Genomic DNA, 23,440 nt, shown 5'->3' on the forward strand with positions numbered 1-23,440 from the left:
ATGCTGCGTTCGCTTATCGCCGCCCTGTGCTTGTTCTGCACGCCCGCTTCGGCAGCGGAAGAACAGGTTGTTCTTGGTCTCAGCCAGGACCGGGTTGCCATCACCGCGACATTCGACGGATCGGAACTTTTGATTTTTGGGGCCATCAAGCGGGAAACCCCAATCCCTTCCGGCCCTCCGGTCGAAGTCATCGTCGCGGTTGCGGGTCCGTCCGAGCCTGTCACCGTGCGACGCAAGGAACGCAAGCTTGGGATCTGGGTGAACACCGACAGTGTTCTTGTCGACCTTGCACCCAGCTTTTACGCCGTTGCAACCAGCGGACCCTTTGACGACATCCTGTCCGACACCGAAGACCTGCGTTACCGGATTTCGATCGAACGCGCGATCCGCTCGGTCGGTGCCGCGATGCATATCCGGGGCGCACAGGATTTTGCAGACGCCGTAATAAGAATTCGAGAACACGAACAACTGTATTCGATCCGCGAAAACACCGTAGCAGTGGATGAACAGACCCTGTTCCGCACCTCGATCGATATGCCCGCCGACCTGACCGAAGGCGATTATTCCGCCCGGATTTTTCTCACCCGTGGCGGAGAGGTCGTCTCGCAATATGAAGCGATCATTGATGTCCGGAAAGTCGGCCTGGAACGTTTTTTGTACAATATGTCCCGCCAGCAGCCCGTCTGGTACGGCCTGATGTCGCTGGTCATAGCGATTGCGGCAGGCTGGGGCGCCTCGACAGCCTTCCGGCTGTTGCGAGAAAAGTAACCGTTACCCTCGGCCGATATAGGGCATGGTCGTGGCCATGACGGTCATGAACTGCACGTTGGCCTCGGGCGGCAGGCTTGCCATATGCAGGACCGAACGCGCGGCGTCTTCCACGGCCATCGTCGGGTCTGGTGTCTCGCCCGCGGCTTGCGCGGCGTCCCCAAGGCCCTGAACAATCTGCGTGCGCGCATTTCCGATATCGATCTGCCCGCAGGCAATTCCAAAGCGACGCCCATCCAGCGAAAGGCTGCGCGTCAGCCCTGTAATGGCGTGCTTTGTGGCCGAATAGTGTACCGAATTTGGGCGCGGAACATGTGCCGCTATCGAGCCGTTGTTTATGATCCGGCCGCCCTGCGGGTTTTGGTGACGCATGATTCTGAAGGCTTCGCGCGCGCAGAGGAACATGCCGTTCAGGTTCACGTTGACGCTTTGATACCAATCGTCCAGAGCGATCTCGTCGATCGTGCCGCCCGGCGCAAAGATCCCGGCGTTGTTGAACAGAACATCCAGCCGCCCGGTGCGGTCTGTAAAAGACCGAAAAGCCCGTTCAACCGCATTCGGGTCGGTCACATTCGCAGGCAGGACGATGGCTGCCTGATGCTCTTTTGCCAGAGCTTCCAGCTTGTCCTTGCTGCGCGCCAACAGCCCGACCGTCCACCCTTGGGACAGAAACAGCAGGGCCGTAGCCCGGCCGATACCTGAACTGGCACCCGTTACGATGATGGATTTCATGTCTCTTCCGCCTCCAATTTCAGCGAAGCCGCCGGAATCGCCCTCAAGTCATCCACACGCAGGGGGTGCGTGGGTTTCGACAGGCGATTGCGCACCACCCAGATCAGCCGCTCTTGCGCGCGCGTGATCGCGACATATGCCAAACGCTTCCACAATGGCTGCCCGGCCTCGGTCCGGCCCATGCGAGCGGCGGCATAGAGATCCGGAGCGAACACTTGAACAGTATCCCATTGTGACCCCTGCGCCTTGTGGATCGTGACGGCCGCCCCGTGCAAAAAGGTCGCCCCCATGCGGGCAGCGTAGGGAATAAACGGCTCTTCCTCATCCGGTTTTTCGATCTGAACAATGGACGCGGCGCTGACCTGCGGGTCTTCGGCCCCCATCACGTGAAGACGCGAGAACCCCGGCTTTCGTCCCGGCCCCAGATATACCACCTGAGCTCCTTTGATCAGCCCACGCGCCTCAAGGTCCAGCCGTTTCTTGCGATGTTTCAGGGGCAATTCGATTCCGTCACAAATAAGCGGTTCACCTTCCAGCAATTCCGTATCCGGTGCGCCGTGAACTTGCCTGAAGGCCTGTATCAAACGAATGCGCGTGGCGTTGCGCCAGACGAGAACCGGGCTTCGGGCCATCAGATCGACCTCAACCCGCTGGCCCCAGACAACCCGATCATCCCGACGGGCTGTTTCTTCGATCAGTCGCTCGAAATCCTCGAAGCCCATTGCCGGGTCAGCCAGCGCATGCGCAAGATCCAGAATTGGATTGTCTGCATCCTGGCGGTGCACGCGCTGAAGTGTCAGCTTCCTGGGCTCGGGCAATGCCTCGAACACCATGCTGCCAGACTGATTTACCGGTGCCAACTGAGCCGGATCGCCGAACAACAGAAGGGTCGGGAAAATCTCCTTGAGATCATCGAACTGGCGGTCATCCAGCATCGACGCCTCGTCGACGAACCCGATATCCAGCGGTTCGTCACGGCGCTTCCACCCGGTGATGAAATCCGACCCTCGCAAACCGGCGGCGGCCAGCGCCCCGGGGATAGATTTGTTGTTTTGATAAAAAGCAGCTGCACGATCCAAGGCTTCATCCGTCAAACCTTCGATATCGGGGCGTTCGTCATTGCCGGCCAGCCATTCCGCGATACGCTCGTATTCCGGATCATAGACCGGCGTGTACAATATGCGGTGAATCGTGGTCGCAGGCACGCCGCGCAATCGCAGAACGCTTGCAGCCTTGTTCGTCGGGGCCAGGATAGCAAGGCTGCGCTTGTCTTTCGATTTGCGGCTTTCATAATCGCCGGACACGATCTGAACACCCGTCTCTGCCAGTGCCTTGTACAGCTCGGCCAACAGCAGCGTTTTGCCCGAACCAGCCTTGCCGATCACGGCCATCACACCTGATTTTCCTGCGCCTGGCAGTTTCAGAAGGGCATCATCTTCGAGATCAACACCCGCTGCCCGCAGCATCTCGGCGATGCTATCATATGCGGCGGCCTGATCATCTGAGAACGTTACATTCGGCAAGGACATGGCGCGACCCTACAGGGCCGCGCCGACCACCACCAGATGTGGATTGGCGTTTTCCGGCACTTAAGCGGACAGGGCGAACCGGTGCTGTCTCTTCGGCCCGAATGCGGCCTTGAACCACATCCGAGACAGATCACGCGGGATGCCCGCACGCTCGGCCACCCGGTTGCAGTCGTCCGCGGAATAGGGCCACAATCCGACTGAAATCTGATCGCGTCCGCTGCCCTGGGTTCCCAGAACCTCGGGCGAGGACCCGATCAGGCGATAGATTCTGATCATCCTTGCATCGAATACGCCGGCGATATGCGTCAGGCCGAAACCTTCCATCATTTCACCGCCGCTCAACATGATGGCGCCGGCAGTATGCGGGCTGGCTGTTCGGGACAGGCAGAACCGGGTGACCTCCCAGATCAGGGGGCTGCAAATCGGCTTGCCGCCATTCAGATGACCAAAAACCTCATTGATCATCACCCGACCGGTCGTAGGCAATACACGCATCGACCCTCCGTGGCTGCCATCCGGCTCTTCCCAGATGACATAAAGCGGATTGAGATCATCGTATTCGTCCCGTTCTTCGCCCTTCTCGTTGACGTGGACATCCCACCCCAACCTGGTCTTGAACTGATCCGCACGATCTTTGAACATCCCCTCTGCCAGAGTCGGAAATCTGTGTAACTCATCGGCATATAGATAACGCAACATGACTTGTTCCCCTTGTCGTCCTGTGCAGGAACGAAGGAAGTACAGAGTCGTGGTTAATTTTGCGTGTGGAGGCCGTTCGCCTCTTAAACCACTATTAATCCCCGGCTGAGTGCCGTGGCGATTGCGTGGGTTGTGTTATGTGCGCCCAGCTTTGAGCGCGCGCTTTCAATGTAAACGCGCAACGTATGCTCAGAAATCGTCAGGGAATGGGCCACTTGGGCGCGGCTGTATCCCAACGCCAAAAGTGTGATCGCGTCGATTTCCCTTGGCGACAAGCTGCGCGGGCAGTCCGGCTGCCTGTCTTTTTCAAACTCCAGCGCCTTGCGATTTATGTAATGCGCAACAAGAATCAAATCACGCCCGTAAGCCGAGACAAAGTTCTTCCAGGTTTGATCATCACAACTGTGGTTGGCCGTGAACAGTGCGAACTGACCATTTGGACCCCGAATTGGGATGGAATACCCCTGATTTCCAACGCCATGGTTTTGCGCATCCAGAAGGAAGGCCTTTGCCACCTTGCCGGACCAATCCAGCGACTTCCAGTCAACCGGGTGAAACCGCTGGAAACACCCTAAGATCACAGGGTCGATACGGTGATAGTTTTTTTCCCTGTAGCGCTCATCCCAGGCGTCTGAATAGGTGGTGTAGCCGTATTGATCTCCGGCACCGTCAACCCAGTGATACGTCAGGTGCTCGACCTTCAACGCGTCCCGCAAACGCTCAGCTACGGCGCTGAGTTCTTCAAGCGTGTTGGTGTTTTCCAAATCCTGAAGGATTTGACCCAAATCGACCTTCGTTGCCATCCGCGGGCGCCCGTACCTCGTTCTTCAAGGACGCAATCTCGGCAGCCGCGATCAGTCTTGTGTCATCAAGCTGCTCTGCAAGCGCGCTCAAACCATTCGCAACGGCGAAAGCATTGAGATCCGACAATACGTCCAATATCCACTCATTTTGCGCCATCAGGGTCTCTCTGAAACAGTTAACGAAGGGTTAACACAACCATAACATGTATGATCTTTTTCAGCCTATTCGCCGGTTTCTACTCCCCAAAAATAGCGATGGGCAAAAATGCAAGCATTTGAAAGATCGTCAGAGGCCCGAAAAACGCAAAACACCCGCGAACCAGCAAGGTGATTCGCGGGCGTTTTTTGTCTACAACCCTGGCGGGTTGTTAGCCTGCGTCCAGGACTTCCTCGAGGGTACGCAGACCCGTACGCGGCGCCTGAACAAGAACGGACATATTGCCCGGCTTGTGCTCGTTCCGCAGCATTTTCATATGGGCCTCGGGCAGGTCATTCCACGTGAACACTTCGGACATGCAGGGGTCCAGGCGGCGCTCGACCATCAGCTTGTTCGCGGCTGCCGCCTGCTTCAGATGAGCAAAGTGCGAGCCCTGCAAACGCTTTTGGTGCATCCACATGTAGCGCACATCGAATGTACAGTTGAAACCCGATGTTCCGGCGCAAATCACGACCATACCGCCTTTTTTCACAACGAAGGTCGACACTGGGAAAGTGCTTTCACCCGGGTGTTCGAACACCATGTCAACATTGTTGCCTTTGCCGGTTATGTCCCAGATCGCCTTGCCGAATTTGCGGGCCTCTTTGAACCATTCGGCATATTCCGGTGTGTTGACCGTGGGCAATTGACCCCAGCAGTTGAAATCACGACGGTTCAGAACGCCTTTGGCGCCCAGACCCATAACGAAATCACGCTTGCTTTCGTCTGAAATCACACCGATCGCATTTGCGCCTGCTGTGTTGATCAATTGGATCGCGTAGGACCCCAGACCGCCCGACGCACCCCAGACCAGGACGTTCTGACCCGGTTTCAGATCGTGCGGTTCGTGGCCAAACAGCATCCGGTACGCGGTTGCCAGCGTCAGGGTGTAGCACGCCGCTTCTTCCCATGTCAGATGCTTGGGGCGCGGCATAAGCTGCTGTGCCTGCACGCGGGTGAACTGGCTGAACGAGCCATCCGGTGTTTCATAGCCCCAGATTCGCTGGCTGGGCGAATACATCGGATCACCGCCGTTGCATTCCTCGTCATCGCCGTCGTCCTGGTTGCAGTGGATCACAACTTCATCGCCAACTTTCCAGCGCTTCACCTTGTCGCCAACGGCCCAAACGATGCCCGACGCATCCGAACCCGCGATGTGATAGGGTGCTTTGTGGCCGTCAAACGGGCTGATCGGCTGACCCAGAGCGGCCCAGACGCCGTTGTAGTTGACCCCTGCGGCCATAACCAGAACCAGCACTTCGTTGCTGTCCAGGGTCGGAACATCCACAACTTCCTGCTGCATGGCGGTGTTCGGCTCACCATGACGTTCTTTGCGGATGGCCCAAGCGTACATTTGCTTTGGGACATATCCCATGGGTGGGATTTCACCCATTTCATACAGATCTTTTTCAGGTGCCTCGTACGACGCGATACCACTTTCGGTGTCCAAAGCCATGCCGGCCTCCTCTGTTCAGTGCCTTTGCCGCGACGCAGAATCGCGCGCTTCACAGACTGGAATATTGGGCGATGAGTAATATTGCAACCGTTTTTGGCGCCATATTGTAATTTTATGACCCAGCGGTTGCAGAAAGTTATTTTGCGGATGCAGAAACCTGGTTACCTGAATCCGCCGGGGCGGATGCGGCGTAATAGTCCAGAAGATCGCCGCGCTGACCTGATACGGACAGCATGTTCCCCTGTCGGTTCAGAATCCGGCGTTCAACCAGTTGATCCAAAGCATTTGATATGGCCTGCGAATTGTCCTTGGTCTGCGGATCATCGCGCTCCATCATCTGTCGGATTTGTGACAGCACGTCTTCTTCGGACATCGGGCCCTTGTCGCGCACCAGCAAACAGGCCGCTGGTGCCGGCACAAGCGGAATAGCATGCTGGATACGCTGCATCAGCGTCCGAGCCAAATCCGTCATCATGTCGTCACTGCCTTCAGCCCGGAATTCCTTGAGAGAGATCGGCCTGCCGTACCGGACGGACGCCAGACCGAACCGCCTGTATCGGCCGATCAAACGACGCCAGATCTGTTTCACTATCCAGCGCGTGATGACGCCGATCCGTGCGCGAAACCGCCGCTCTGTTCCAAGTGCCGCGCGGGTCAGGATGGTGTCTTCCAACACACGGTCGTAATTCAGAGCAACCGGGACAAACACCACATCGCGCCCCTGTGGCGATGTTCCATCCATAATGTACTTGAGCAGTCCAAGCTTGGGGCGCGCAATGGCACCGGTCAGGCTCAGCCCGCCTTCTGGAAACATGGCTTGAGTTACGCCGGCTTCGGTTGCGTGGCGCACATAGGTGGACAGAACCTGACGATAGAGTTCGCTACCGGACTTGCGCCGGATAAAATACGCCCCCATCGCCCGGATCAATCGGCTGAGCGGCCAGACCCGGGCCCACTCTCCTACAGCATAAGACAGCGCAGAATGTCGGGCCGCAAGATACGTGACCAAAACGTAATCCATGTTGCTTCGGTGGTTCATGACAAAGACAACCGTAGCTTCGGGATCAATGTTCCTGACGGATTCTTCGTCCTGATAGCTAAGCCGTACCTCGTAGAATGTGTTGCTCAGCAAGCGGGCCAGCCGGATCGCAAAGCTGAAATAGGCGAAGGCCGAAAAGGACGGAACGATCTCTCGGGCATAACGACGTGCCTGCTCCGAGGCGACGGCCTCGGGCATGCCGGTTTCACGGGCATGTTGCTGAACCGCCTGGCCGACCTGCGGATCATAAATCAAGCGCTGGATCATGTCGTGTCGACGCGCCAACTTGAAGGGCTGGATTGGGCGTTGAAGGCGCTGGTTCAGGCGCGCCACCGCGCGTTCCAACCTGCGACGGAAAAACCAGCGGACGGACGGAAACAGGAAATGCGATGCGAAAGTGACCATGGCAAAGACCACGATCAGCACGAAAAGCCAAAGCGGAAGTTCCACGGTTTGCGTCATGGCGGCAGATTGCCACCAATCACAGCTGCCCACAATCTGAACAATTGCGGCATGCCGCAACGCAGCGAATTGACATGTCCCGAAAATTGCGCTTTAGAACCTCGAGACGAAATTTTATTGCCCACTGAAACGCGAGGCCCCGCTATGACGCAGACGCAGAAAGATCGCCCCTGGCTCATCCGAACCTATGCCGGTCATTCCACGGCCAAAGCCTCGAACGCGCTTTATCGGGGGAATCTTGCGAAAGGCCAAACCGGCCTGTCGGTGGCCTTCGATCTGCCCACTCAAACGGGCTATGACAGCGACCACACTTTGGCCCGCGGTGAAGTCGGCAAGGTTGGTGTGCCGGTCTGTCATCTGGGCGACATGCGGGTTCTGTTCGACCAGATCCCGCTGGAGCAGATGAACACCTCGATGACGATCAACGCCACTGCGCCATGGCTTTTGGCGCTTTATATCGCCGTCGCGGAAGAGCAAGGCGCGGATGTATCCAAACTACAGGGCACGGTTCAAAACGACCTGATCAAGGAATACCTGAGCCGCGGCACTTATGTTTGCCCGCCCAAGCCGTCGCTCAAGATGATCGCGGACGTGGCCGAGTATTGCTATACCAATGTTCCGAAATGGAACCCGATGAACGTGTGCTCGTATCACCTGCAAGAGGCGGGTGCGACGCCAGAGCAGGAACTGGCCTATGCCTTGGCCACTGCCATCGCCGTGCTGGACGAATTGCGCCCACGTGTACCTGCCGAGGATTTCCCGGCGCTCTGCGGTCGGATTTCCTTCTTTGTAAATGCTGGCATCCGCTTTGTCACCGAAATGTGCAAAATGCGTGCCTTCGTGGATCTTTGGGATGAGATCCTGCAACAACGCTATGGCGTTGAAAATCCGAAATTCCGTCGATTCCGCTATGGCGTGCAGGTGAACTCTCTGGGTCTGACCGAGCAGCAGCCCGAAAACAACGTCTATCGCATCCTGATCGAAATGCTGGCCGTAACCCTGTCGAAGAATGCCCGCGCCCGAGCGGTGCAGTTGCCCGCCTGGAACGAGGCGCTGGGTCTGCCGCGCCCGTGGGACCAGCAGTGGTCGATGCGGATGCAGCAGATCCTGGCCTATGAGACCGATCTGCTGGAATACGACGACCTGTTCGATGGAAACCCCGCTGTCGATGCCAAGGTGAAAGAACTGAAAGAAGGCGCACGGGCCGAACTGGCCAACCTGGATTCGATGGGCGGCGCGGTCGCTTCGATCGAATACATGAAGTCCCGACTGGTAGATTCCAACGCTGAACGCCTGAACCGGATCGAGCGCAACGAAACCGTTGTTGTCGGTGTGAACAAATGGATCGAAGGCGAGGCATCACCCCTGCAAACCGAAGACGGTGGCATCATGGTTGTTGATCCTGCCGTGGAACAAGAACAGATCGACCGCCTAAATACGTGGCGCGCAGAACGGGACGAAGCGGCCGTAACCGCGGCCTTGGCCGCGCTGCGCGAAGCGGCACAGACCGGGGCAAACATCATGGAACCGTCCATTGCCGCCGCAAAGGCCGGCGCGACGACGGGCGAATGGGCCGAAGAGATGCGCAAAGTCTATGGAACCTATCGCGGCCCAACCGGCGTTTCCGGGTCTGTTTCGAACAAGACCGAAGGGCTGGACGACCTGCGTGCCGCTGTTGATGCCGTCAGCGACAAGCTGGGCCGGCGTCTGAAGTTCCTTGTAGGCAAACCTGGGCTGGACGGCCATTCCAACGGTGCCGAACAGATCGCCTTCCGTGCCCGCGATTGCGGTATGGACATCAGCTATGAGGGCATTCGCCTGACACCCGAAGAAATCGTTGCGGCCGCCCGCGAAGATGACGCGCATGTCATTGGATTGTCGATCCTGTCCGGCAGCCACCTGCCACTGGTCAAAGACGTCATGGAACGTCTGCGGCAGGCGGGGTTGTCTCATATCCCAGTCGTGGTGGGTGGCATTATTCCGGACGAAGATGCCGAAAAACTGAAATCCATGGGTGTGGCCAAGGTCTACACCCCGAAAAACTTCGAACTCAATTCGATAATGGGCGATATCGTTACTCTGGCGGATCCTCGGAACCTCGCGGCAGAGTAAATTAGCTTAAAGGCACTTTTTCTCCTGTTTCCGTCTCTGAAAAATTCGGGATGGAATAAGCTGATATTTGGAATTACGGTGCGCGCTCATGTGCACCGTAATTATTATCTGATGGAGAAGAATGATGGGGATCAATCTTGAGAATATGTCACGCAAAGACCTTTTGGCTTTGCGCAATGACATTGAAAAGGCTTTGATCAGGGCAGAAAAACGCGAACGTCAGGAAGCTTTGAAAGCCGCAGAAAAGGCTGCGGCAGAATTCGGCTTCTCTTTGTCTGAACTGTCCGGAGAAACGTCGCGCAGCGTTAAGCCAACAAAAACAAAGGCTAAATACCGCAACCCGGAAAATCCAGATCAAACCTGGACTGGTCGCGGCCGCAAACCTCAATGGGTGCATGATGCGCTGACCGCAGGCGCGGATATTTCTGATCTGGAAATCTAATCTGAGCGTTTTTGAAAATGACAATTCATATTGGCGCCGAAAAAGGCGAAATAGCTGAAACCGTTCTTTTGCCCGGTGATCCCTACCGGGCGAAATGGGCGGCCGAAACGTTTTTGGACGATGTCAAACAGGTCAATAACGTTCGGGGAATGCTTGGCTTTACCGGAAACTGGAAGGGAAACCCCGTAACAATTCAGGGAAGCGGCATGGGAATGCCGTCTCTTTCCATTTATGTAAACGAGTTGATCCGCGATTACGATGCGAAAACCCTGATCCGCATCGGATCCTGCGGGGGGATGCAGGACAGCGTCAAAATTCGTGACGTTATTCTGGCCATGACATCAACCACGCTGAGCACACCGTCGCGCGGCATCATGAAAGAGCTGAACTTTGCACCCTGCGCCGATTGGGGGCTGCTGCAAGCTGCCGCCACGGCGGCTGCCGCCAAGGGAACGCCGACCCATGTTGGTGGAATTTACTCGTCAGATGTCTTTTATGACGAGCGTCCAGATCTCAATGAACAGATGGTGCGTCACGGCATTCTGGGGGTCGAGATGGAAGCGGCCGAGCTCTATATCCTGGCGGCGCGCCACAAATGCCGCGCCTTGGCCGTTCTGACTGTTTCCGACCACCTGTTGACCGGAGAGGCTCTGCCATCGTCAGAACGTGAAAGCAGCTTTGGTGAAATGGTGGAAATCGCGCTTCAGGCTGCGTTCCCCAACAGCTGATGGTAGGCAGGCACGAGGAAACGGGTGCCTGCCGTTGCTAACGCCCGTGCGAACGATCATAACCATTGCTCGCAGGGCTGTCCCACCCCTTCAAATCACCAATGGCAGGAGCGAACACCTCCACCAGCAAGGGGTGGCAGGCAGCCGTGTCCGAAGAGTGTTCCGAGGAACAATCCCCGCCCGGGCAGGCGCTGAGGTTGCCCAGCAAATCAATCTCGGCAAAAAATTCCAGAAAATCTCCCGGGCGCACGGGTGAGGCTTTCATGAAGTACTGACCCGTGTCGCGGGTGAAACCGGTACACATGAAGACGTTCAATACGTCGTGCACCGCGGGTTCGGCTTCGGCCAGCGGAATATTGAGGTGATCCGCAAGCGCGCGGGTCAGGTTGGAATGGCAACAATGATGGTATTGCGTACCGGACAAAAGGTTGCCCGTATACGGATCGCATCGCGTACCGATGACGTCATGAACCGACCCCCCATAGGAATCGATCCCGTACCACTCCAGCGTATCCGCAATAATCGTGGCCATCGGGCGCAGATGAGGAAAACTGGACCACATCCGCTCTCCGGTGGTCAGATGCGTGCCATGCAGCGCCCGGGTTTTTCCGGAATAGAAGCGTTCCGAAAGGTCGTTTCGGTTCCAGAGGTTCAGATCGCCAACCTGCGGCCCCTCGACGGAAGTGATGCGAAAGAAATGGCCGGCAGGCACTTCAAAACAACGCGCATCGCGTGGCGGCACCAGCACTTCGCCCGTTTTGCTTGCGCGTGCGCGAAGGGACTTCATCCAAGATACATCCGGTCGCGGCAATGCTTCGTTCGGGTAACAGATGACAGGGGCAACCGCGCGACGGGCTTCGGCATCTTCGGGCGGTTGTAGAGTGTTTTCTGAAACGGTCATGCCGGGCAGAGTGGCGTATTATTCAGCCCTCGGAAAGCCCTATCTTTCAGGGGTCACGCGCCCTCAAACACCGCAATGGTTGGTCCGGTGCGGTGGCTTCGGCACCGCAGAAGCTGCATCGCCAGATGCCGTGGCCCTTGTCCTGCCGCCACCTGCAATCACGTGTCAGCCCGGAATGGCGCGAGCGCCAGAGGAAATAGGCAAACACGCCGGCCGCCAGAAGAAGCAGAAGAACAGGCATCCCTCTGCTTTGCCGATAAACCGTCAGTTTGCAAGCCTTGCCGCCTGTATCAGGCTGCGTTTGCGTATTCGAAAAGCTCTGGTTCCTTGTCAGCCTTCGCAGGTTCGGGCGTGTAATAGGCCCATGCCTGTTCAAGCAGTTCCAGCGCGTCTTGGGCGTCGGTTTTCCGTTTGGATGTGTCTTTGCTCATTGGAGTGATCCTGACTAAAGCTCATCACTCCTCCCTGCCCAAAAAATAAGGCAATGCAGCCGGGGCTGCATCGCCTATTTATGCAAGATGGACATGCGAAAATCGCAAATCGGGTCTGTGTTTAGACCGCGCGTTCGACCATCATCTTCTTGATCTCGGCAATCGCCTTGGCCGGGTTCAGACCTTTCGGGCAGGTCTTGGCACAGTTCATGATGGTGTGACAGCGGTAGAGCTTGAACGGATCTTCCAGCTCATCCAGACGTTCACCGGTGGCTTCATCCCGGCTGTCGATGATCCAGCGATAGGCATGCAGCAAAGCCGCGGGGCCAAGATAGCGGTCGCCATTCCACCAGTAGCTGGGGCATGAGGTCGAGCAGCTGGCGCACATCACGCATTCATAGAGACCGTCCAGCTTCTTGCGATCTTCGATGGACTGTTTCCATTCTTTCGCGGGACGATTGGTCTTGGTTTCCAGCCACGGCATGATGGACGCATGCTGGGCATAGAAATGAGTCAGATCAGGGATCAGGTCCTTGACCACCGGCATATGCGGCAGCGGATAGATTTTCACATCGCCCTTGATCTCATCCATGCCATAGATACAGGCCAGCGTATTGATCCCGTCGATGTTCATCGCGCAAGATCCACAGATGCCTTCGCGGCAGGACCGTCGGAACGTCAACGTCGGATCGATCTCGTTTTTGATCTTGATTAGCGCGTCCAGTACCATCGGACCGCACGTATCCATATCAACGAAATAGGTGTCGACACGCGGGTTCTGCCCGTCATCGGGGTTCCAACGATAGATCTGGAACTTGCGCACGTTCGTGGCGCCGTCCGGCTTTGGCCAGGTCTTGCCGGTGGTAATCCGGGAATTCTTGGGCAGGGTCAGTTGAACCATGTCAATTCTCCATTCAGCACAAGGCCGCCTTTCAGCCTGTCCGGGCGCATTCAGACGCCCCTCGGTTATAATGCCCCCAATGGGCGATGTTCACGTCGAAATCCGGCGAAAGCCAATCCGCAAGGCTTTGCGGATCGTCCCGGTCGATATCAAAGCGCAGAAAGCGCGGGTTGTCGTCAAAGAAAGCTTCGACCTCGGAATGGTGCACGTCATACATATGCGCCCAGCCCCGTTTTACCTCGTCGGCCGTCTGTCCATTGGCCTTGCAGCATCGCTCTAGGTACCTACCGCCGGAATGGTTGGCACGTGATGCGATCCAGTCATCGCGATTGCGCGTGTTCAGCAAGAAATAGGCGTCAGGGTAAGCCGCGTGCAGCTCTCGAAAGAACCGCGCGCCGTCCAGCATGAAGCGCGAATTGACAAAGGCGATATCGGTGAAGGCCCGAACGGCACCAAACCCATCCAGCGGTCTGCGCCCCATGGCAATATTGGTTACCATGCGATGTGCAAGGTTTAGACCCTGTTCATCTTCCCAATGCACAGATGGAATCCCGTTGTTCTGAAACAGCTTGTGAAACGAGGTCGTCGCACAGCGGTTCAAGCCGATCAGGATGATCTTGGGATCGCTTTGCCCGGATTGGAGTTTCTCGACCGTCATTGCAGGCACCAGCAAAGCATACGCCTCGGCACGCCTGGGATTTCACCATGACTCGCGCTTTTTTGAACGCCCTTCCGGCATGTGACTGGATCAAAAGCGGCTTGTTTGGCTTTCCGGGTCGATATGGTGCTTGCGCCAGTCACACGTTCAACTCCGCTCGAACACTTTGAACGCGGCAAAGCTGTTCTTTGAGGCATGCGCATGCCCTTTGACGGCAAACGGGTTCTCTTCTTCACAATAGAGCTGCCAGCCGGGCATGAATTCTTCAACCCACAGGGAATACGGGCGATGGCGCACATGCTGGTTGGAAGGGTTCTGGTCAAAATCAGACGAATAGATAACGACATAACGCTGTGCCAACCCGAAGAGCCGCCGCATGTAGTTATCGAAAACGCTGTCCTCGGTCAGATGATAAATGACATCCAACGAAAGAGAAACGTCATGCGGCTCAACCTCGGAATCGGCGTTTTTGAACACCCAATTCGGGCGGGATCGAAAAGCTTCGTTGCAGCGCCGAACGCAGAGGTCAGAGACATCCAAACCGGTATATTTCGGGATATCAAACAATTGCGCCTGATTTCCGTCGCCCGAACCCAATTCTACAACCGAGTCCACGCCTTCCATCTCGACCATCGTGTTGATGAAATTCGCTTTGTAGACAGCAAGACGCCCGTAAGACCCCGCTCCCGAGGTCTTGCCGTGCTCATATCGGCGTTGCCAATAATCGGTCGAAGAAAACTCTGCCATCTCGCCCCTGTTCCTGACCCGCCCTTTAGAACGTCCGCGCTTTGGGCGCGATTTTCTGCAAGCTGATACCGCCTTGGTCCTCGGTCGTCAGCGGATCAACGATGACCGGACGATAGCTGAGCTCAACCTTGCTGCCCTCAACCCGGCTGACCGTGTGAACACGCCAGTTTTCGTCATCACGCTCGCTGAAGTCCTCATGCGCGTGGGCCCCTCGGGATTCCTTGCGGGCCTCGGCGCCGACGATGGTGGCAAGCGCGTTTGGCATCAGGTTGGTCAGTTCAAGGGTTTCCATCAGATCGCTGTTCCAGACCAACGAACGGTCCGTGACCTTCAGGTCGTCCATCTTTGCGGCAATCGCCGTCATCTTCTCGACACCTTCGGCCATGGTCTTGGCGGTCCGGAACACGGCCGCATCCGCCTGCATGGTCTTTTGCATCTCAAGCCGAAGATCGGCGGTTGGGATTGAACCGCTGGCGTTACGCACCGCATCAAAACGGTCAAACGCCTTGTCGACCGACGCCTGGTTCAGAACCGGGTTGGGGGATTCGGCGTCGACAACCTTGCCAGCCCGGATCGCTGCCGCCCGGCCAAAGACCACAAGGTCAATCAGCGAGTTCGACCCCAGTCGGTTCGCACCGTGGACAGAGGCACAACCGGCTTCGCCAACGGCCATCAAACCGGGAACAACCGCAGTCGGATCGTCGGAAGTCGGGTTCAGAACCTCACCCCAATAGTTCGTGGGGATACCGCCCATGTTGTAATGCACGGTGGGCAGAACCGGGATCGGTTCCTTCGTGACATCCACACCCGCAAAAATCTTGGCGCTTTCCGATATACCGGGCAGGCGCTCTGCCAGAGCCTCGGCAGGCAAGTGGCTGAGGTTCAGGTGAATGTGATCCCCTTCGACCCCTACGCCACGTCCCTCGCGGATTTCCATGGTCATCGAGCGCGAAACGTAATCGCGCGGTGCGAGGTCCTTGTACTGGGGCGCATAGCGCTCCATGAACCGTTCACCTTCCGAGTTTGTCAGATACCCGCCTTCGCCGCGCGCACCTTCGGTGATCAGACAGCCCGAACCGTAGATGCCTGTGGGGTGGAACTGAACGAATTCCATATCCTGCAAGGCCAGCCCAGCACGGGCCACCATGCCGCCGCCATCGCCGGTGCAGGTATGGGCCGAGGTGGCGCTGAAATAGGCACGGCCATAGCCGCCGGTCGCCAATACCACCATCTTGGCGTTGAAGACATGCATGGTGCCATCGTCCAGCTTCCAGCAGACGACACCCTGACACTGACCGTCTTCGGACATGATCAAGTCGATGGCGAAATACTCGATATAGAACTCGGCGTTGTTCTTGAGCGACTGTCCGTACAGAGTATGTAGGATCGCGTGGCCGGTCCGGTCGGCGGCTGCACAGGTGCGCTGTACCGCAGGACCTTCTCCGAATTCAGTGGTGTGTCCACCGAAGGGGCGCTGATAAATCTTGCCCTCTTCCGTCCGGCTGAACGGAACGCCATAGTGCTCCAGCTCGTAGACCGCCTTGGGCGCCTCGCGGGCAAGGTACTCCATCGCGTCGGTATCGCCCAACCAGTCCGAGCCCTTGACGGTATCGTACATGTGCCATTGCCAATAATCGGGGCCCATATTCGACAGCGACGCGGCAATGCCACCCTGTGCAGCCACGGTATGAGAACGGGTTGGGAAAACCTTGGTCACGCAGGCCGTACGCAGGCCTTGTTCCGCCATACCCAATGTCGCCCGCAGACCGGCCCCACCGGCGCCGACAACGACCACGTCATATTCATGCGTTTCGTATTCGTATGCAGCCATTTCTTTCAGCTCCGGGAATTAAAGGGCAATGCGCGCGATGGCGAAGATGCCGGCCGCGGCCGCACCGTAGGACAGGCAGGTCACCAGAATGATCAGGACCTTCTCAAGCGTGCCGTGAACGTAGTCTTCAAGCATCACCTGCGCACCGTCTGCGAAGTGTTTGAAGCCAACCGCCAGCGTCAGTGCTGCCACGATGGCCGGGAAGGGCCGCGAGTAGTATTCAAGTACCACGTCAAACGGCTGACCCAGAACCGGGCCGAAGGTGAAAACAAACAAAGGCACAAGGATCAGCAGAGCCACCGAGCTGACTTTCATCGCCCAGAAATGAGCGGTGCCGGATTTCGCCGAGCCAAGGCCAGCGGCGCGTTTGCGGTCGGTCAGATAACGCATGTCAGGCCTCCAATCACGCGACGATGACAAGGGTCAGAAGGGTCAGCACGACCGATCCGATGACAACGGCCCAGCCCAGCTTTGTCGCCGTGGGAAGGTCCAGCCCAATCGCATTGTCCCAGATCAGGTGCCGTACACCGGCCAGAGTGTGATACCAAAGACCCCATACGGACAGAGCCATCACCAGATCGCCAAGCACCGAAGTAATCACTCCGTTCGCAACGGCGAAGGCCTCGGGCGACGTTGCTGCGGCCAGAAACCACCAGACGATCAGCAGCGCCGCCAGCAGTAGCGCGTTTCCGGTAATGCGTGTCAGGATGGATGTGACTGACGTCAGCTGTGGACGATAGATCGACAGGTGCGGCGAAAGTGGGCGGTTGCCCCGATTTACATCGGCCATGGCGGCTCCTTTTCGGTTGGCTACCGAACGTTTTACTGTTTTTTGCGACACTGTCACGTGCTGCGGGTGCAAAAACCACTAAATTCAGCGCAATTTGACGGATTATTCCGGTATGTGATCACACAAAATATTGTCGTGATCACATTTAACATTCCCCTTCATCAATGTTAGCGATTTCAAGACCAAAGGCATGTGATCACGAATCTCCTGACTGTCATTTCAGGCCTGCCGTTTGCTGCGTCACTTCGCGCAGCAGTTTCTTGCGAATTCGTTCCGGGTAGTCCGCGAAGCCCGAGGCCGAAACGACAAAAGCGCCTTCGCCCACGATGACATTCTCAAAGAAATAGGCCGTCAGGTCCGGTTCACTTTCTTCGATGGCCAACGCATTGACGACGATGCCTCGGTCCCGCAAAGCCGCGTGAACTTGCGTCGGTTCAACTCCTTCATTGGATACGCCGTCCCCCGACAGATCGATCAGTCGCCGTTTGCAATCGGAAACGGACTCAAATGCGTCCAGCGTCGTGTGCAGCGCCTCGCCAATCGCTGTCGAGAAGTTCCGCCAGATGCGTGGATCTTCGGCAACCTGATCGGCAAAACGATCCAGCGCCGCGAAACTGTCGACTCGGGTCCAGGGGATCGTGACCTGCTGGCGCGACGACCCGGTCCATTGCACCAGCATCAACTGCGCCTGACCACGAACCAATGCCTCGGACACGATCGGGTCACGCAGACCAGCGGCCAGCCCGTCCATCTGGATACGAAACTCGCTGGCGTCGACAGAGCCGGAAACGTCAACCGCCAGGGCCAGCGCCAGATCGCAGGCCTGAGCCGCCGGTGCCAGACAAACGCTGGTCAATATCGCGCGCAGAATATGCATGTTGCAAGCCTAGCACGGCTTGCACGCGAATGGCTCACATTACCGTCAGCACGCCTATTGCGGCATGAGCGCCCAATAGTCGAGGTCCAGAAGCACATCCGGCAAATACCGGCCCTCGTCATTCTCCAACTCGAACGGATCACCACCCTTTGTCGCCACCAGACGCAGGCGGATCGCACCCACGCCGGGAACACCGGTTTCCGCCTTATCCAGAACTTCGGACCAGGCCTTGATCGTGTCGCCCGCGAAACACGGGTTGGCATGCGCGCCGCCATTCAGGCCGACAATCATCTGCGCGTTCGCAAGCCCATTGAACGACAATGTCCGCGCCATCGAGATCACGTGCCCGCCATAGATCAACCTGCCTTCCGGGCGGAACGTCAGGTCGAAATGCACCTTGGCGGTGTTCTGCCACAATCGCGTGGCCAGCATGTGTTCGGCCTCTTCCACGGTGACGCCGTCCACGTGGTCGATTTTCTCACCGATCTCATAATCGCCCCAACGATGCGCTTCACCGGCCAACGCAAAATCGTAATTCGAGAAATCCAGACCTTCGGGCACGATCAGATCCTGGGGCGTCAAGGCCTTCTTCAATTCGGGAACAACCGTTTCGGGCGCTGGCGCATTCACGTCTGCCTTGCGCACCATCACCCAACGGACATATTCGATGACGACTTCGTCCAATTGGTTCAATCCACGGGTGCGGACCCAGACGACACCTGTTTTCCCGTTGGAATTCTGTTTGACGCCAATAACCTCGGATACAGATCGCAGGGTATCACCGGCGTAGACGGGTTTCAGCCAACGGCCTTCGCCATAGCCAAGATTGGCAACCGCGTTCAACGAGACATCCGGAACCGTTTTGCCGAACACCAGATGAAACGCCGCCAGATCATCAAGCGGACTTTCCGGCAAACCGCAATCCCGGGCAAATTCGTCCGAGGAATACAGCGCGTGACGCGCGGGATAAAGCGCGTGATACAAACCGCGTTCGCCCTCGGTCACTGTGCGCGGCACGGCGTGTTGCAACACCTGCCCTACGGAATAATCCTCGAAAAATCGGCCCGGATTTGTTTTTACCATTACTGCTGTCCCAGTTTCATGTCGGGGGAATAGTCGGCTTCGACCTCTTTGGTCACAGCCTGCGCACACCGCATTACATTGTTGGCTGAGTCAAAGGCATAGGACGGGTCGCCGTGCAGCTCCCATCCCTTCGCCAGCGCATCTGACACCTTGTGGCAGAAGGCTGACGTGTCTTCTTCGGTCAACAAACGATAGAGTTTCGCCATGGGGTCAGGTCCTCATGAGCCAAACGGAGACGGACCGACCAGGCCGTGGATATATCCGATAATCCCCAGCAGCACGATCGACGCCACAAAGAACATCGCATCCTTGCCATAGGTTCCCGGTTCACCGGGCTCCCAGTCGGGTTCGGCCTTGTTGATCACAACAACTTCGACCACGGCCCATGCCAGAAGACCGCCGAACAGGATGATCGAGGCCAGATCTCCGTTCACCAGCAAATGCGCAAAGGCCCACAGCTTGAATCCACCAAGCATCGGATGGCGAAGCTTGTTCAGCACCCGGCCTTTTGTGCCCGCGGGGCTCATCATGAAAATCGCGATCAGAACCAACAGATTATTGACGTGAATCAGGAAGGTCGGCGGTGCCCAGACATAGATGAAGTCGGTCATGCGATAGCCGAACACCATCAGCAGGATCGACGCGACCAGCGCCAGGGCAACCACCCCCTTGCCCCCGTCGCCCATCGCGGCGCGGCGTTCAGGCGCCACACGTTTGAACAGATGTGCGGCCCACCACAGCGCCACGCCTAAAATCAGAAGAACAAAGCCCATGCTGGCTTACCCCGCTTGCAAAGCTGAAATCGCCTCTGCTTTTGCCAGAATTTCACGGGCCGTTGCAACGTGCAGGTTTTCAACGATCTTGCCATCCACGACGGCAACACCCTGCCCTTGCGCTTCGGTCTCTTCGAATGCCGAAATTTGGCGACGGGCCAGATCGATCTCGTCATCTGATGGTGCGAATGCTGTGTTGGCCACATCGACCTGGGCCGGATGGATCAGTGTTTTGCCATCAAAGCCCATGTCGCGACCCTGCGCACACTCGGCGGTTAGACCCTCGGCATCCTTGAAAGCGTTGTACACGCCATCGATGATGATCAGCCCTTCGGCCTTGGCGGCCAACAGGCACAGACCCAGCGAAGTCATCATCGGCAGGCGATCGGGACGAAAGCGAGTTTGCAGCTCTTTGGCCAGATCGTTTGTGCCCATCACGAACCCGGCCATCAGCGGATGCGCGGCGATCTCGGCAGCGTTCAGCATTCCGCGCGGCGTTTCCATCATGGCCCAGATCGGCAATTCTCCGGTGATCGCCGCCAGAGCATCCACGTCAGCCGCCGAATTCACCTTGGGCAACAGGACAACATCGGCATCCATGTCGCGCACCGCCTCGGCATCGGCACGCCCCCATTCGGTGTCCAACCCATTGATCCGGACGATCTTGACCCGCGCACCATAGCCCCCAGCGGCCAAGGCCCCTTTCAGCGTTTCGCGAGCGTTTTCTTTTTCGTCCGCTGCAACTGCATCTTCCAGGTCGAAGATGATCGCATCCACAGGCAAAGATCGGGCCTTGTCCAGGGCCCGGTCCCTCGAACCAGGAATGTAGAGAACCGAACGATAGGGGCGCAGACGAGGATCCATGGACCACTCCCATTGAAATAAAGTTGCGCGGAATGGGACATTTTTTGCAGGAAAGTTCAAGCACAAAATCGCCGCACTGCAGCAAACCCGACGCAACGTGCGTTCCCTTAACCGGATTTCGTCCCTTGCCACCCACCCTGATCGGCAGTTGGAATCAAAAAGGGGTACGGGATGCGAAAGACGGTGTTCAAGATGACGATGGGGCTTGGGATCATGGTCCTGGCCGCGCAACATGTGCATGCTCAGGGTCAAAACTGTGCGCCCAGAGAAGCTGTACTGGAACGGTTGTACGAGGCCTATGGCGAAACGCGCAGGGGTTTGGGACTGGCCCGGAAAGGCGCCGTCATGGAGCTTTTTGCCTCGAACGAAACCGGCAGCTGGACGATCACGGTGACGTTGCCCAACGGGATCACCTGCCTTGTGGCTTCTGGTCAGGCTTTTGAAGAGGTGGCCGAGGCGCTGCGACCCAATGCCTGATCAGGTAAGCGCGTCCCAGATCAGCTTGCTGCCGGTGAGTGTCAGCAGCACATAGGCAAGCCCGAAGAACAGGCGTTCGGACGACATGAAATGTGCCCGGACGCCCAGCCATGCCCCCAGGATCGCAAAGGGTGCCAGCAGCAAATCCGCCCATAACGTCTGCCATGTGAACATACCCAGATAAGCATAAGGTATGAATTTCGCGATATTGATCACCCAGAAAACCAGTACCGTACTGGCTTGAAATTCCGTTTTCGTCAGGCGTTGCGACAATAGATAGACCGCTGCCGGGGGGCCACCGGCATGGCTGACGAAACTTGTGAAACCCGCGACCAGCCCGGCAAACAAACCGGAAGACGGCGGCAGTCGCCTGGCAAACCCGCGCACCCACCCTTTCGACTGCGCGATGTGCCAGATTACGAACCCGACCGAGATGCCACCGATCAGCAGACGCAACAGATTATCATCTGTTGCACGATAAAGCCACGCACCCATCGCCACACCGGGCACGGCGCCAAGGATCAGCAGACGGGAATCCGGCCAGCTCCACCGCCTCCAATAGGGACCTAACGTGGCCACGTCGATCACCATCAAGATCGGCAGCATCAGGGCCAAAGCCTGCCCGGGCGTCAGGATCAAGGCCAGAATCGACGACGAGGCAAAGGCCACGCCGGAACCGAAACCGCCCTTTGAAATACCGGCAAAGATCACGGCAGGGATCGCCACGGCAAAAAACATCAAGTTCAATTCGAACATGCGACAGTCCCGGTTTTGGCTTGTCTCAAAGGCCGTTTAGCGCAATCAAAGCAGGGCCTGCAAACAGTATGCGGTTGTATGCCACGTCGCAGAACTCTTGCCTATTGACGTTTTAACGACTAGCACAACCGCGATTTCAATACCGACCGGATATGGAGAAATTCCAAATGGCCAGACCCAAGATTGCGCTGATCGGCGCGGGGAACATCGGCGGCACGCTCGCACATCTCGCAGCTGTCAAAGAACTGGGTGACGTTGTCCTGTTTGACATCGCAGACGGGCTGCCTCAAGGCAAGGCGCTCGACATCGCTGAATCCGGCCCTTCGGAAGGGTTCGACGCCTCGATGAAAGGCACCAGCGACTATGCCGATATCGCTGGCGCGGATGTGTGCATCGTGACCGCAGGCGTGGCCCGCAAACCGGGCATGAGCCGCGATGATCTGCTGGGCATCAACCTGAAAGTCATGAAGTCGGTTGGTGAAGGCATCGCAGCCCACGCACCCGACGCGTTCGTGATCTGCATCACCAACCCGCTGGACGCGATGGTCTGGGCCTTGCGCGAATTCTCGGGCCTGCCGCACAACAAGGTCTGCGGCATGGCAGGGGTGCTTGACTCGGCGCGCTTTGCACACTTCCTGTCGGAAGAGTTCAACGTCTCGATGCGCGACGTCACCGCCTTCGTTCTGGGCGGCCACGGCGACACCATGGTACCGTCGGTCCGTTACTCGACCGTTGCCGGCATTCCGCTGCCTGATCTGGTCGAGATGGGCTGGACCACGCAAGAGAAACTGGACGCCATCGTGCAGCGTACCCGTGACGGCGGCGCCGAAATCGTTGGCCTGCTGAAAACCGGTTCGGCCTATTACGCGCCTGCAACATCGGCGATCGAAATGGCCGAAGCCTATCTGAAAGACCAGAAACGCGTTCTGCCATGCGCGGCCTACTGCAACGGCGAACTGGGTGTAGACGGGCTCTATGTCGGTGTTCCGACCGTGATCGGCGCAGGCGGCGTCGAGCGTATCGTTGACATCAAGCTGAACGAAGACGAGCAGGCAGGGTTCGACAACTCGGTGAACGCCGTGAAGGGTCTGATCGACGCGTGCAAGGGCATCGACAGCTCGCTGGCGTAAAACAGCCCTGAACTCCGAATAACAGACCGGCCCGTTTCAGGGCCGGTTTTCTTTTGGTCCGCGCATGTCCCGGTCGCAAATGTTGGCGCAAACGCCGCAAATCCCTTTTTTCGAATGTGATTTTCTGACGCTGCGCAGTTTTTTCGAATCGTTTTGCCACATCAGAAATTTTGTGATCACACCCTAAAATCCCGTGATCACAAATGTTGAAAATCTTCGCTAAAAACCCATCGAGCATCAAAAAACCCTTTAAAC

At 57.3% G+C, this 23,440-nt stretch carries 27 protein-coding genes; 6 read left to right on the plus strand and 21 right to left on the minus strand.

Annotation, left to right across the window (positions count from 1 at the left end; all coding sequences use genetic code 11):
• A complete protein-coding gene (locus tag GOW31_RS15015) occupies positions 1–768 on the plus strand; it encodes a TIGR02186 family protein (RefSeq protein ID WP_171171125.1) in 768 nt (255 codons plus the stop codon).
• A gap of 3 nt (positions 769–771) precedes the next feature.
• Here the strand turns inward: GOW31_RS15015 and GOW31_RS15020 are convergent, their stop codons facing one another.
• The 6 genes from GOW31_RS15020 to GOW31_RS15045 all read right to left on the minus strand — a co-directional run bounded on the left by GOW31_RS15020 (position 772) and on the right by GOW31_RS15045 (position 7,684).
• Positions 772–1,500, minus strand: a complete 729-nt coding sequence (locus tag GOW31_RS15020; protein ID WP_171171127.1) for an SDR family oxidoreductase — start codon at positions 1,498–1,500, stop codon at positions 772–774.
• Positions 1,497–3,029 carry an ATP-dependent RecD-like DNA helicase gene (locus tag GOW31_RS15025; RefSeq protein WP_171171129.1) on the minus strand — a complete coding sequence of 511 codons (1,533 nt, stop codon included), beginning with the start codon at positions 3,027–3,029 and terminating at the stop codon, positions 1,497–1,499. The genes GOW31_RS15020 and GOW31_RS15025 overlap by 4 nt, the downstream gene beginning before the upstream one ends.
• A 60-nt stretch (positions 3,030–3,089) precedes the next feature.
• Positions 3,090–3,728 (minus strand): acyl-homoserine-lactone synthase, encoded by a 639-nt coding sequence (locus GOW31_RS15030; protein ID WP_171171131.1) that lies wholly within the window; start codon positions 3,726–3,728, stop codon positions 3,090–3,092.
• Between the two features lie 83 nt (positions 3,729–3,811).
• The gene (locus tag GOW31_RS15035; protein WP_171171133.1) at positions 3,812–4,531 is read right to left on the minus strand and encodes a LuxR family transcriptional regulator; all 720 of its coding nucleotides are present in this window, start codon (positions 4,529–4,531) and stop codon (positions 3,812–3,814) included.
• Positions 4,532–4,899: 368 nt separating this feature from the next.
• Positions 4,900–6,183 carry a crotonyl-CoA carboxylase/reductase gene (gene ccrA / locus GOW31_RS15040; RefSeq protein WP_170346380.1) on the minus strand — a complete coding sequence of 428 codons (1,284 nt, stop codon included), beginning with the start codon at positions 6,181–6,183 and terminating at the stop codon, positions 4,900–4,902.
• A 136-nt stretch (positions 6,184–6,319) separates the two neighbouring features.
• Entirely contained in the window at positions 6,320–7,684 is a 1,365-nt protein-coding gene (locus GOW31_RS15045; protein WP_171171136.1) for a 1-acyl-sn-glycerol-3-phosphate acyltransferase, read from the minus strand.
• A gap of 51 nt (positions 7,685–7,735) precedes the next feature.
• On the opposite strand from GOW31_RS15045, the gene GOW31_RS15050 reads away from it, so the two are divergent.
• From GOW31_RS15050 to deoD, 3 genes are all read left to right on the plus strand, one after another.
• Positions 7,736–9,796 carry a protein meaA gene (locus GOW31_RS15050; RefSeq protein ID WP_256368805.1) on the plus strand — a complete coding sequence of 687 codons (2,061 nt, stop codon included), beginning with the start codon at positions 7,736–7,738 and terminating at the stop codon, positions 9,794–9,796.
• A 124-nt stretch (positions 9,797–9,920) separates the two neighbouring features.
• The gene (locus tag GOW31_RS15055) at positions 9,921–10,238 is read left to right on the plus strand and encodes an H-NS family nucleoid-associated regulatory protein (RefSeq protein ID WP_171171140.1); all 318 of its coding nucleotides are present in this window, start codon (positions 9,921–9,923) and stop codon (positions 10,236–10,238) included.
• A gap of 17 nt (positions 10,239–10,255) precedes the next feature.
• A complete protein-coding gene (gene deoD, locus GOW31_RS15060; protein WP_171119690.1) occupies positions 10,256–10,966 on the plus strand; it encodes a purine-nucleoside phosphorylase in 711 nt (236 codons plus the stop codon).
• A gap of 37 nt (positions 10,967–11,003) precedes the next feature.
• Here deoD and GOW31_RS15065 read toward each other — a convergent pair whose 3' ends face one another.
• The 14 genes from GOW31_RS15065 to GOW31_RS15130 form a co-directional block, all read right to left on the minus strand.
• On the minus strand, positions 11,004–11,867 hold the full coding sequence (locus GOW31_RS15065; RefSeq protein WP_171171142.1) for a DUF1989 domain-containing protein: 864 nt from the start codon (positions 11,865–11,867) through the stop codon (positions 11,004–11,006).
• A gap of 46 nt (positions 11,868–11,913) precedes the next feature.
• Positions 11,914–12,108: a hypothetical protein gene (locus tag GOW31_RS15070; RefSeq protein ID WP_171171144.1), complete on the minus strand. Its 195-nt coding sequence runs from the start codon at positions 12,106–12,108 to the stop codon at positions 11,914–11,916.
• Between the two features lie 49 nt (positions 12,109–12,157).
• Complete coding sequence (locus GOW31_RS15075; protein WP_171119692.1) at positions 12,158–12,298, minus strand: hypothetical protein; 141 nt, start codon at positions 12,296–12,298, stop codon at positions 12,158–12,160.
• Positions 12,299–12,419: 121 nt separating this feature from the next.
• A complete protein-coding gene (locus GOW31_RS15080; protein WP_152456842.1) occupies positions 12,420–13,199 on the minus strand; it encodes a succinate dehydrogenase iron-sulfur subunit in 780 nt (259 codons plus the stop codon).
• A 31-nt stretch (positions 13,200–13,230) separates the two neighbouring features.
• Positions 13,231–13,857 (minus strand): sulfotransferase, encoded by a 627-nt coding sequence (locus GOW31_RS15085; RefSeq protein WP_171119693.1) that lies wholly within the window; start codon positions 13,855–13,857, stop codon positions 13,231–13,233.
• Between the two features lie 147 nt (positions 13,858–14,004).
• The gene (locus tag GOW31_RS15090; protein WP_171171146.1) at positions 14,005–14,604 is read right to left on the minus strand and encodes a class I SAM-dependent methyltransferase; all 600 of its coding nucleotides are present in this window, start codon (positions 14,602–14,604) and stop codon (positions 14,005–14,007) included.
• A gap of 25 nt (positions 14,605–14,629) precedes the next feature.
• Positions 14,630–16,435 (minus strand): succinate dehydrogenase flavoprotein subunit, encoded by a 1,806-nt coding sequence (gene sdhA / locus GOW31_RS15095; RefSeq protein ID WP_171171148.1) that lies wholly within the window; start codon positions 16,433–16,435, stop codon positions 14,630–14,632.
• An 18-nt stretch (positions 16,436–16,453) separates the two neighbouring features.
• Positions 16,454–16,825, minus strand: a complete 372-nt coding sequence (gene sdhD, locus GOW31_RS15100; RefSeq protein WP_117870336.1) for a succinate dehydrogenase, hydrophobic membrane anchor protein — start codon at positions 16,823–16,825, stop codon at positions 16,454–16,456.
• A gap of 13 nt (positions 16,826–16,838) precedes the next feature.
• Positions 16,839–17,225 (minus strand): succinate dehydrogenase, cytochrome b556 subunit, encoded by a 387-nt coding sequence (sdhC, locus tag GOW31_RS15105; protein ID WP_152456838.1) that lies wholly within the window; start codon positions 17,223–17,225, stop codon positions 16,839–16,841.
• Between the two features lie 214 nt (positions 17,226–17,439).
• Positions 17,440–18,102: a DUF1194 domain-containing protein gene (locus GOW31_RS15110; RefSeq protein WP_171171150.1), complete on the minus strand. Its 663-nt coding sequence runs from the start codon at positions 18,100–18,102 to the stop codon at positions 17,440–17,442.
• Positions 18,103–18,156: 54 nt separating this feature from the next.
• The gene (locus tag GOW31_RS15115) at positions 18,157–19,185 is read right to left on the minus strand and encodes a MaoC family dehydratase (RefSeq protein WP_171171152.1); all 1,029 of its coding nucleotides are present in this window, start codon (positions 19,183–19,185) and stop codon (positions 18,157–18,159) included.
• On the minus strand, positions 19,185–19,391 hold the full coding sequence (locus GOW31_RS15120; protein WP_171171155.1) for a DUF1737 domain-containing protein: 207 nt from the start codon (positions 19,389–19,391) through the stop codon (positions 19,185–19,187). The genes GOW31_RS15115 and GOW31_RS15120 overlap by 1 nt, the downstream gene beginning before the upstream one ends.
• 12 nt (positions 19,392–19,403) lie before the next feature.
• Complete coding sequence (locus tag GOW31_RS15125; protein WP_171171157.1) at positions 19,404–19,958, minus strand: NnrU family protein; 555 nt, start codon at positions 19,956–19,958, stop codon at positions 19,404–19,406.
• Positions 19,959–19,964: 6 nt separating this feature from the next.
• Complete coding sequence (locus GOW31_RS15130) at positions 19,965–20,822, minus strand: CoA ester lyase (RefSeq protein WP_171171159.1); 858 nt, start codon at positions 20,820–20,822, stop codon at positions 19,965–19,967.
• A gap of 171 nt (positions 20,823–20,993) precedes the next feature.
• Here GOW31_RS15130 and GOW31_RS15135 point away from each other — a divergent pair, with 171 nt between their 5' ends.
• A complete protein-coding gene (locus tag GOW31_RS15135) occupies positions 20,994–21,299 on the plus strand; it encodes a hypothetical protein (RefSeq protein ID WP_171171161.1) in 306 nt (101 codons plus the stop codon).
• On the opposite strand, the gene GOW31_RS15140 is transcribed toward GOW31_RS15135, so the two are convergent.
• Positions 21,300–22,055 (minus strand): sulfite exporter TauE/SafE family protein, encoded by a 756-nt coding sequence (locus GOW31_RS15140; protein ID WP_171171163.1) that lies wholly within the window; start codon positions 22,053–22,055, stop codon positions 21,300–21,302.
• 167 nt (positions 22,056–22,222) lie between these two features.
• On the opposite strand from GOW31_RS15140, the gene mdh reads away from it, so the two are divergent.
• Positions 22,223–23,185 carry a malate dehydrogenase gene (gene mdh / locus GOW31_RS15145; protein ID WP_117870353.1) on the plus strand — a complete coding sequence of 321 codons (963 nt, stop codon included), beginning with the start codon at positions 22,223–22,225 and terminating at the stop codon, positions 23,183–23,185.
• The last annotated feature ends 255 nt before the right edge of the window (positions 23,186–23,440 follow it).

Origin of the sequence: Ruegeria sp. HKCCA0370 (genome assembly GCF_013033705.1) — a bacterium.
Taxonomy (GTDB): domain Bacteria; phylum Pseudomonadota; class Alphaproteobacteria; order Rhodobacterales; family Rhodobacteraceae; genus Ruegeria.

What these genes read in the sequence shown, in the direction of transcription:
- sdhA (WP_171171148.1), bottom strand. Translation starts at nt 16,435, where the DNA reads ATGGCTGCATACGAATACGAAACGCATGAATATGACGTGGTCGTTGTC.
- GOW31_RS15075 (WP_171119692.1), bottom strand. Translation starts at nt 12,298, where the DNA reads ATGAGCAAAGACACATCCAAACGGAAAACCGACGCCCAAGACGCGCTG.
- ccrA (WP_170346380.1), bottom strand. Translation starts at nt 6,183, where the DNA reads ATGGCTTTGGACACCGAAAGTGGTATCGCGTCGTACGAGGCACCTGAA.
- GOW31_RS15035 (WP_171171133.1), bottom strand. Translation starts at nt 4,531, where the DNA reads ATGGCAACGAAGGTCGATTTGGGTCAAATCCTTCAGGATTTGGAAAAC.
- GOW31_RS15115 (WP_171171152.1), bottom strand. Translation starts at nt 19,185, where the DNA reads ATGGTAAAAACAAATCCGGGCCGATTTTTCGAGGATTATTCCGTAGGG.
- GOW31_RS15125 (WP_171171157.1), bottom strand. Translation starts at nt 19,958, where the DNA reads ATGGGCTTTGTTCTTCTGATTTTAGGCGTGGCGCTGTGGTGGGCCGCA.
- GOW31_RS15110 (WP_171171150.1), bottom strand. Translation starts at nt 18,102, where the DNA reads ATGCATATTCTGCGCGCGATATTGACCAGCGTTTGTCTGGCACCGGCG.
- GOW31_RS15070 (WP_171171144.1), bottom strand. Translation starts at nt 12,108, where the DNA reads ATGCCTGTTCTTCTGCTTCTTCTGGCGGCCGGCGTGTTTGCCTATTTC.
- GOW31_RS15065 (WP_171171142.1), bottom strand. Translation starts at nt 11,867, where the DNA reads ATGACCGTTTCAGAAAACACTCTACAACCGCCCGAAGATGCCGAAGCC.
- GOW31_RS15080 (WP_152456842.1), bottom strand. Translation starts at nt 13,199, where the DNA reads ATGGTTCAACTGACCCTGCCCAAGAATTCCCGGATTACCACCGGCAAG.
- GOW31_RS15090 (WP_171171146.1), bottom strand. Translation starts at nt 14,604, where the DNA reads ATGGCAGAGTTTTCTTCGACCGATTATTGGCAACGCCGATATGAGCAC.
- GOW31_RS15055 (WP_171171140.1), top strand. Translation starts at nt 9,921, where the DNA reads ATGGGGATCAATCTTGAGAATATGTCACGCAAAGACCTTTTGGCTTTG.
- GOW31_RS15135 (WP_171171161.1), top strand. Translation starts at nt 20,994, where the DNA reads ATGCGAAAGACGGTGTTCAAGATGACGATGGGGCTTGGGATCATGGTC.
- GOW31_RS15120 (WP_171171155.1), bottom strand. Translation starts at nt 19,391, where the DNA reads ATGGCGAAACTCTATCGTTTGTTGACCGAAGAAGACACGTCAGCCTTC.
- GOW31_RS15020 (WP_171171127.1), bottom strand. Translation starts at nt 1,500, where the DNA reads ATGAAATCCATCATCGTAACGGGTGCCAGTTCAGGTATCGGCCGGGCT.
- GOW31_RS15045 (WP_171171136.1), bottom strand. Translation starts at nt 7,684, where the DNA reads ATGACGCAAACCGTGGAACTTCCGCTTTGGCTTTTCGTGCTGATCGTG.
- GOW31_RS15015 (WP_171171125.1), top strand. Translation starts at nt 1, where the DNA reads ATGCTGCGTTCGCTTATCGCCGCCCTGTGCTTGTTCTGCACGCCCGCT.
- sdhD (WP_117870336.1), bottom strand. Translation starts at nt 16,825, where the DNA reads ATGCGTTATCTGACCGACCGCAAACGCGCCGCTGGCCTTGGCTCGGCG.
- mdh (WP_117870353.1), top strand. Translation starts at nt 22,223, where the DNA reads ATGGCCAGACCCAAGATTGCGCTGATCGGCGCGGGGAACATCGGCGGC.
- GOW31_RS15030 (WP_171171131.1), bottom strand. Translation starts at nt 3,728, where the DNA reads ATGTTGCGTTATCTATATGCCGATGAGTTACACAGATTTCCGACTCTG.
- deoD (WP_171119690.1), top strand. Translation starts at nt 10,256, where the DNA reads ATGACAATTCATATTGGCGCCGAAAAAGGCGAAATAGCTGAAACCGTT.
- GOW31_RS15140 (WP_171171163.1), bottom strand. Translation starts at nt 22,055, where the DNA reads ATGTTCGAATTGAACTTGATGTTTTTTGCCGTGGCGATCCCTGCCGTG.
- sdhC (WP_152456838.1), bottom strand. Translation starts at nt 17,225, where the DNA reads ATGGCCGATGTAAATCGGGGCAACCGCCCACTTTCGCCGCACCTGTCG.
- GOW31_RS15025 (WP_171171129.1), bottom strand. Translation starts at nt 3,029, where the DNA reads ATGTCCTTGCCGAATGTAACGTTCTCAGATGATCAGGCCGCCGCATAT.
- GOW31_RS15085 (WP_171119693.1), bottom strand. Translation starts at nt 13,857, where the DNA reads ATGACGGTCGAGAAACTCCAATCCGGGCAAAGCGATCCCAAGATCATC.
- GOW31_RS15130 (WP_171171159.1), bottom strand. Translation starts at nt 20,822, where the DNA reads ATGGATCCTCGTCTGCGCCCCTATCGTTCGGTTCTCTACATTCCTGGT.
- GOW31_RS15050 (WP_256368805.1), top strand. Translation starts at nt 7,736, where the DNA reads ATGCCGCAACGCAGCGAATTGACATGTCCCGAAAATTGCGCTTTAGAA.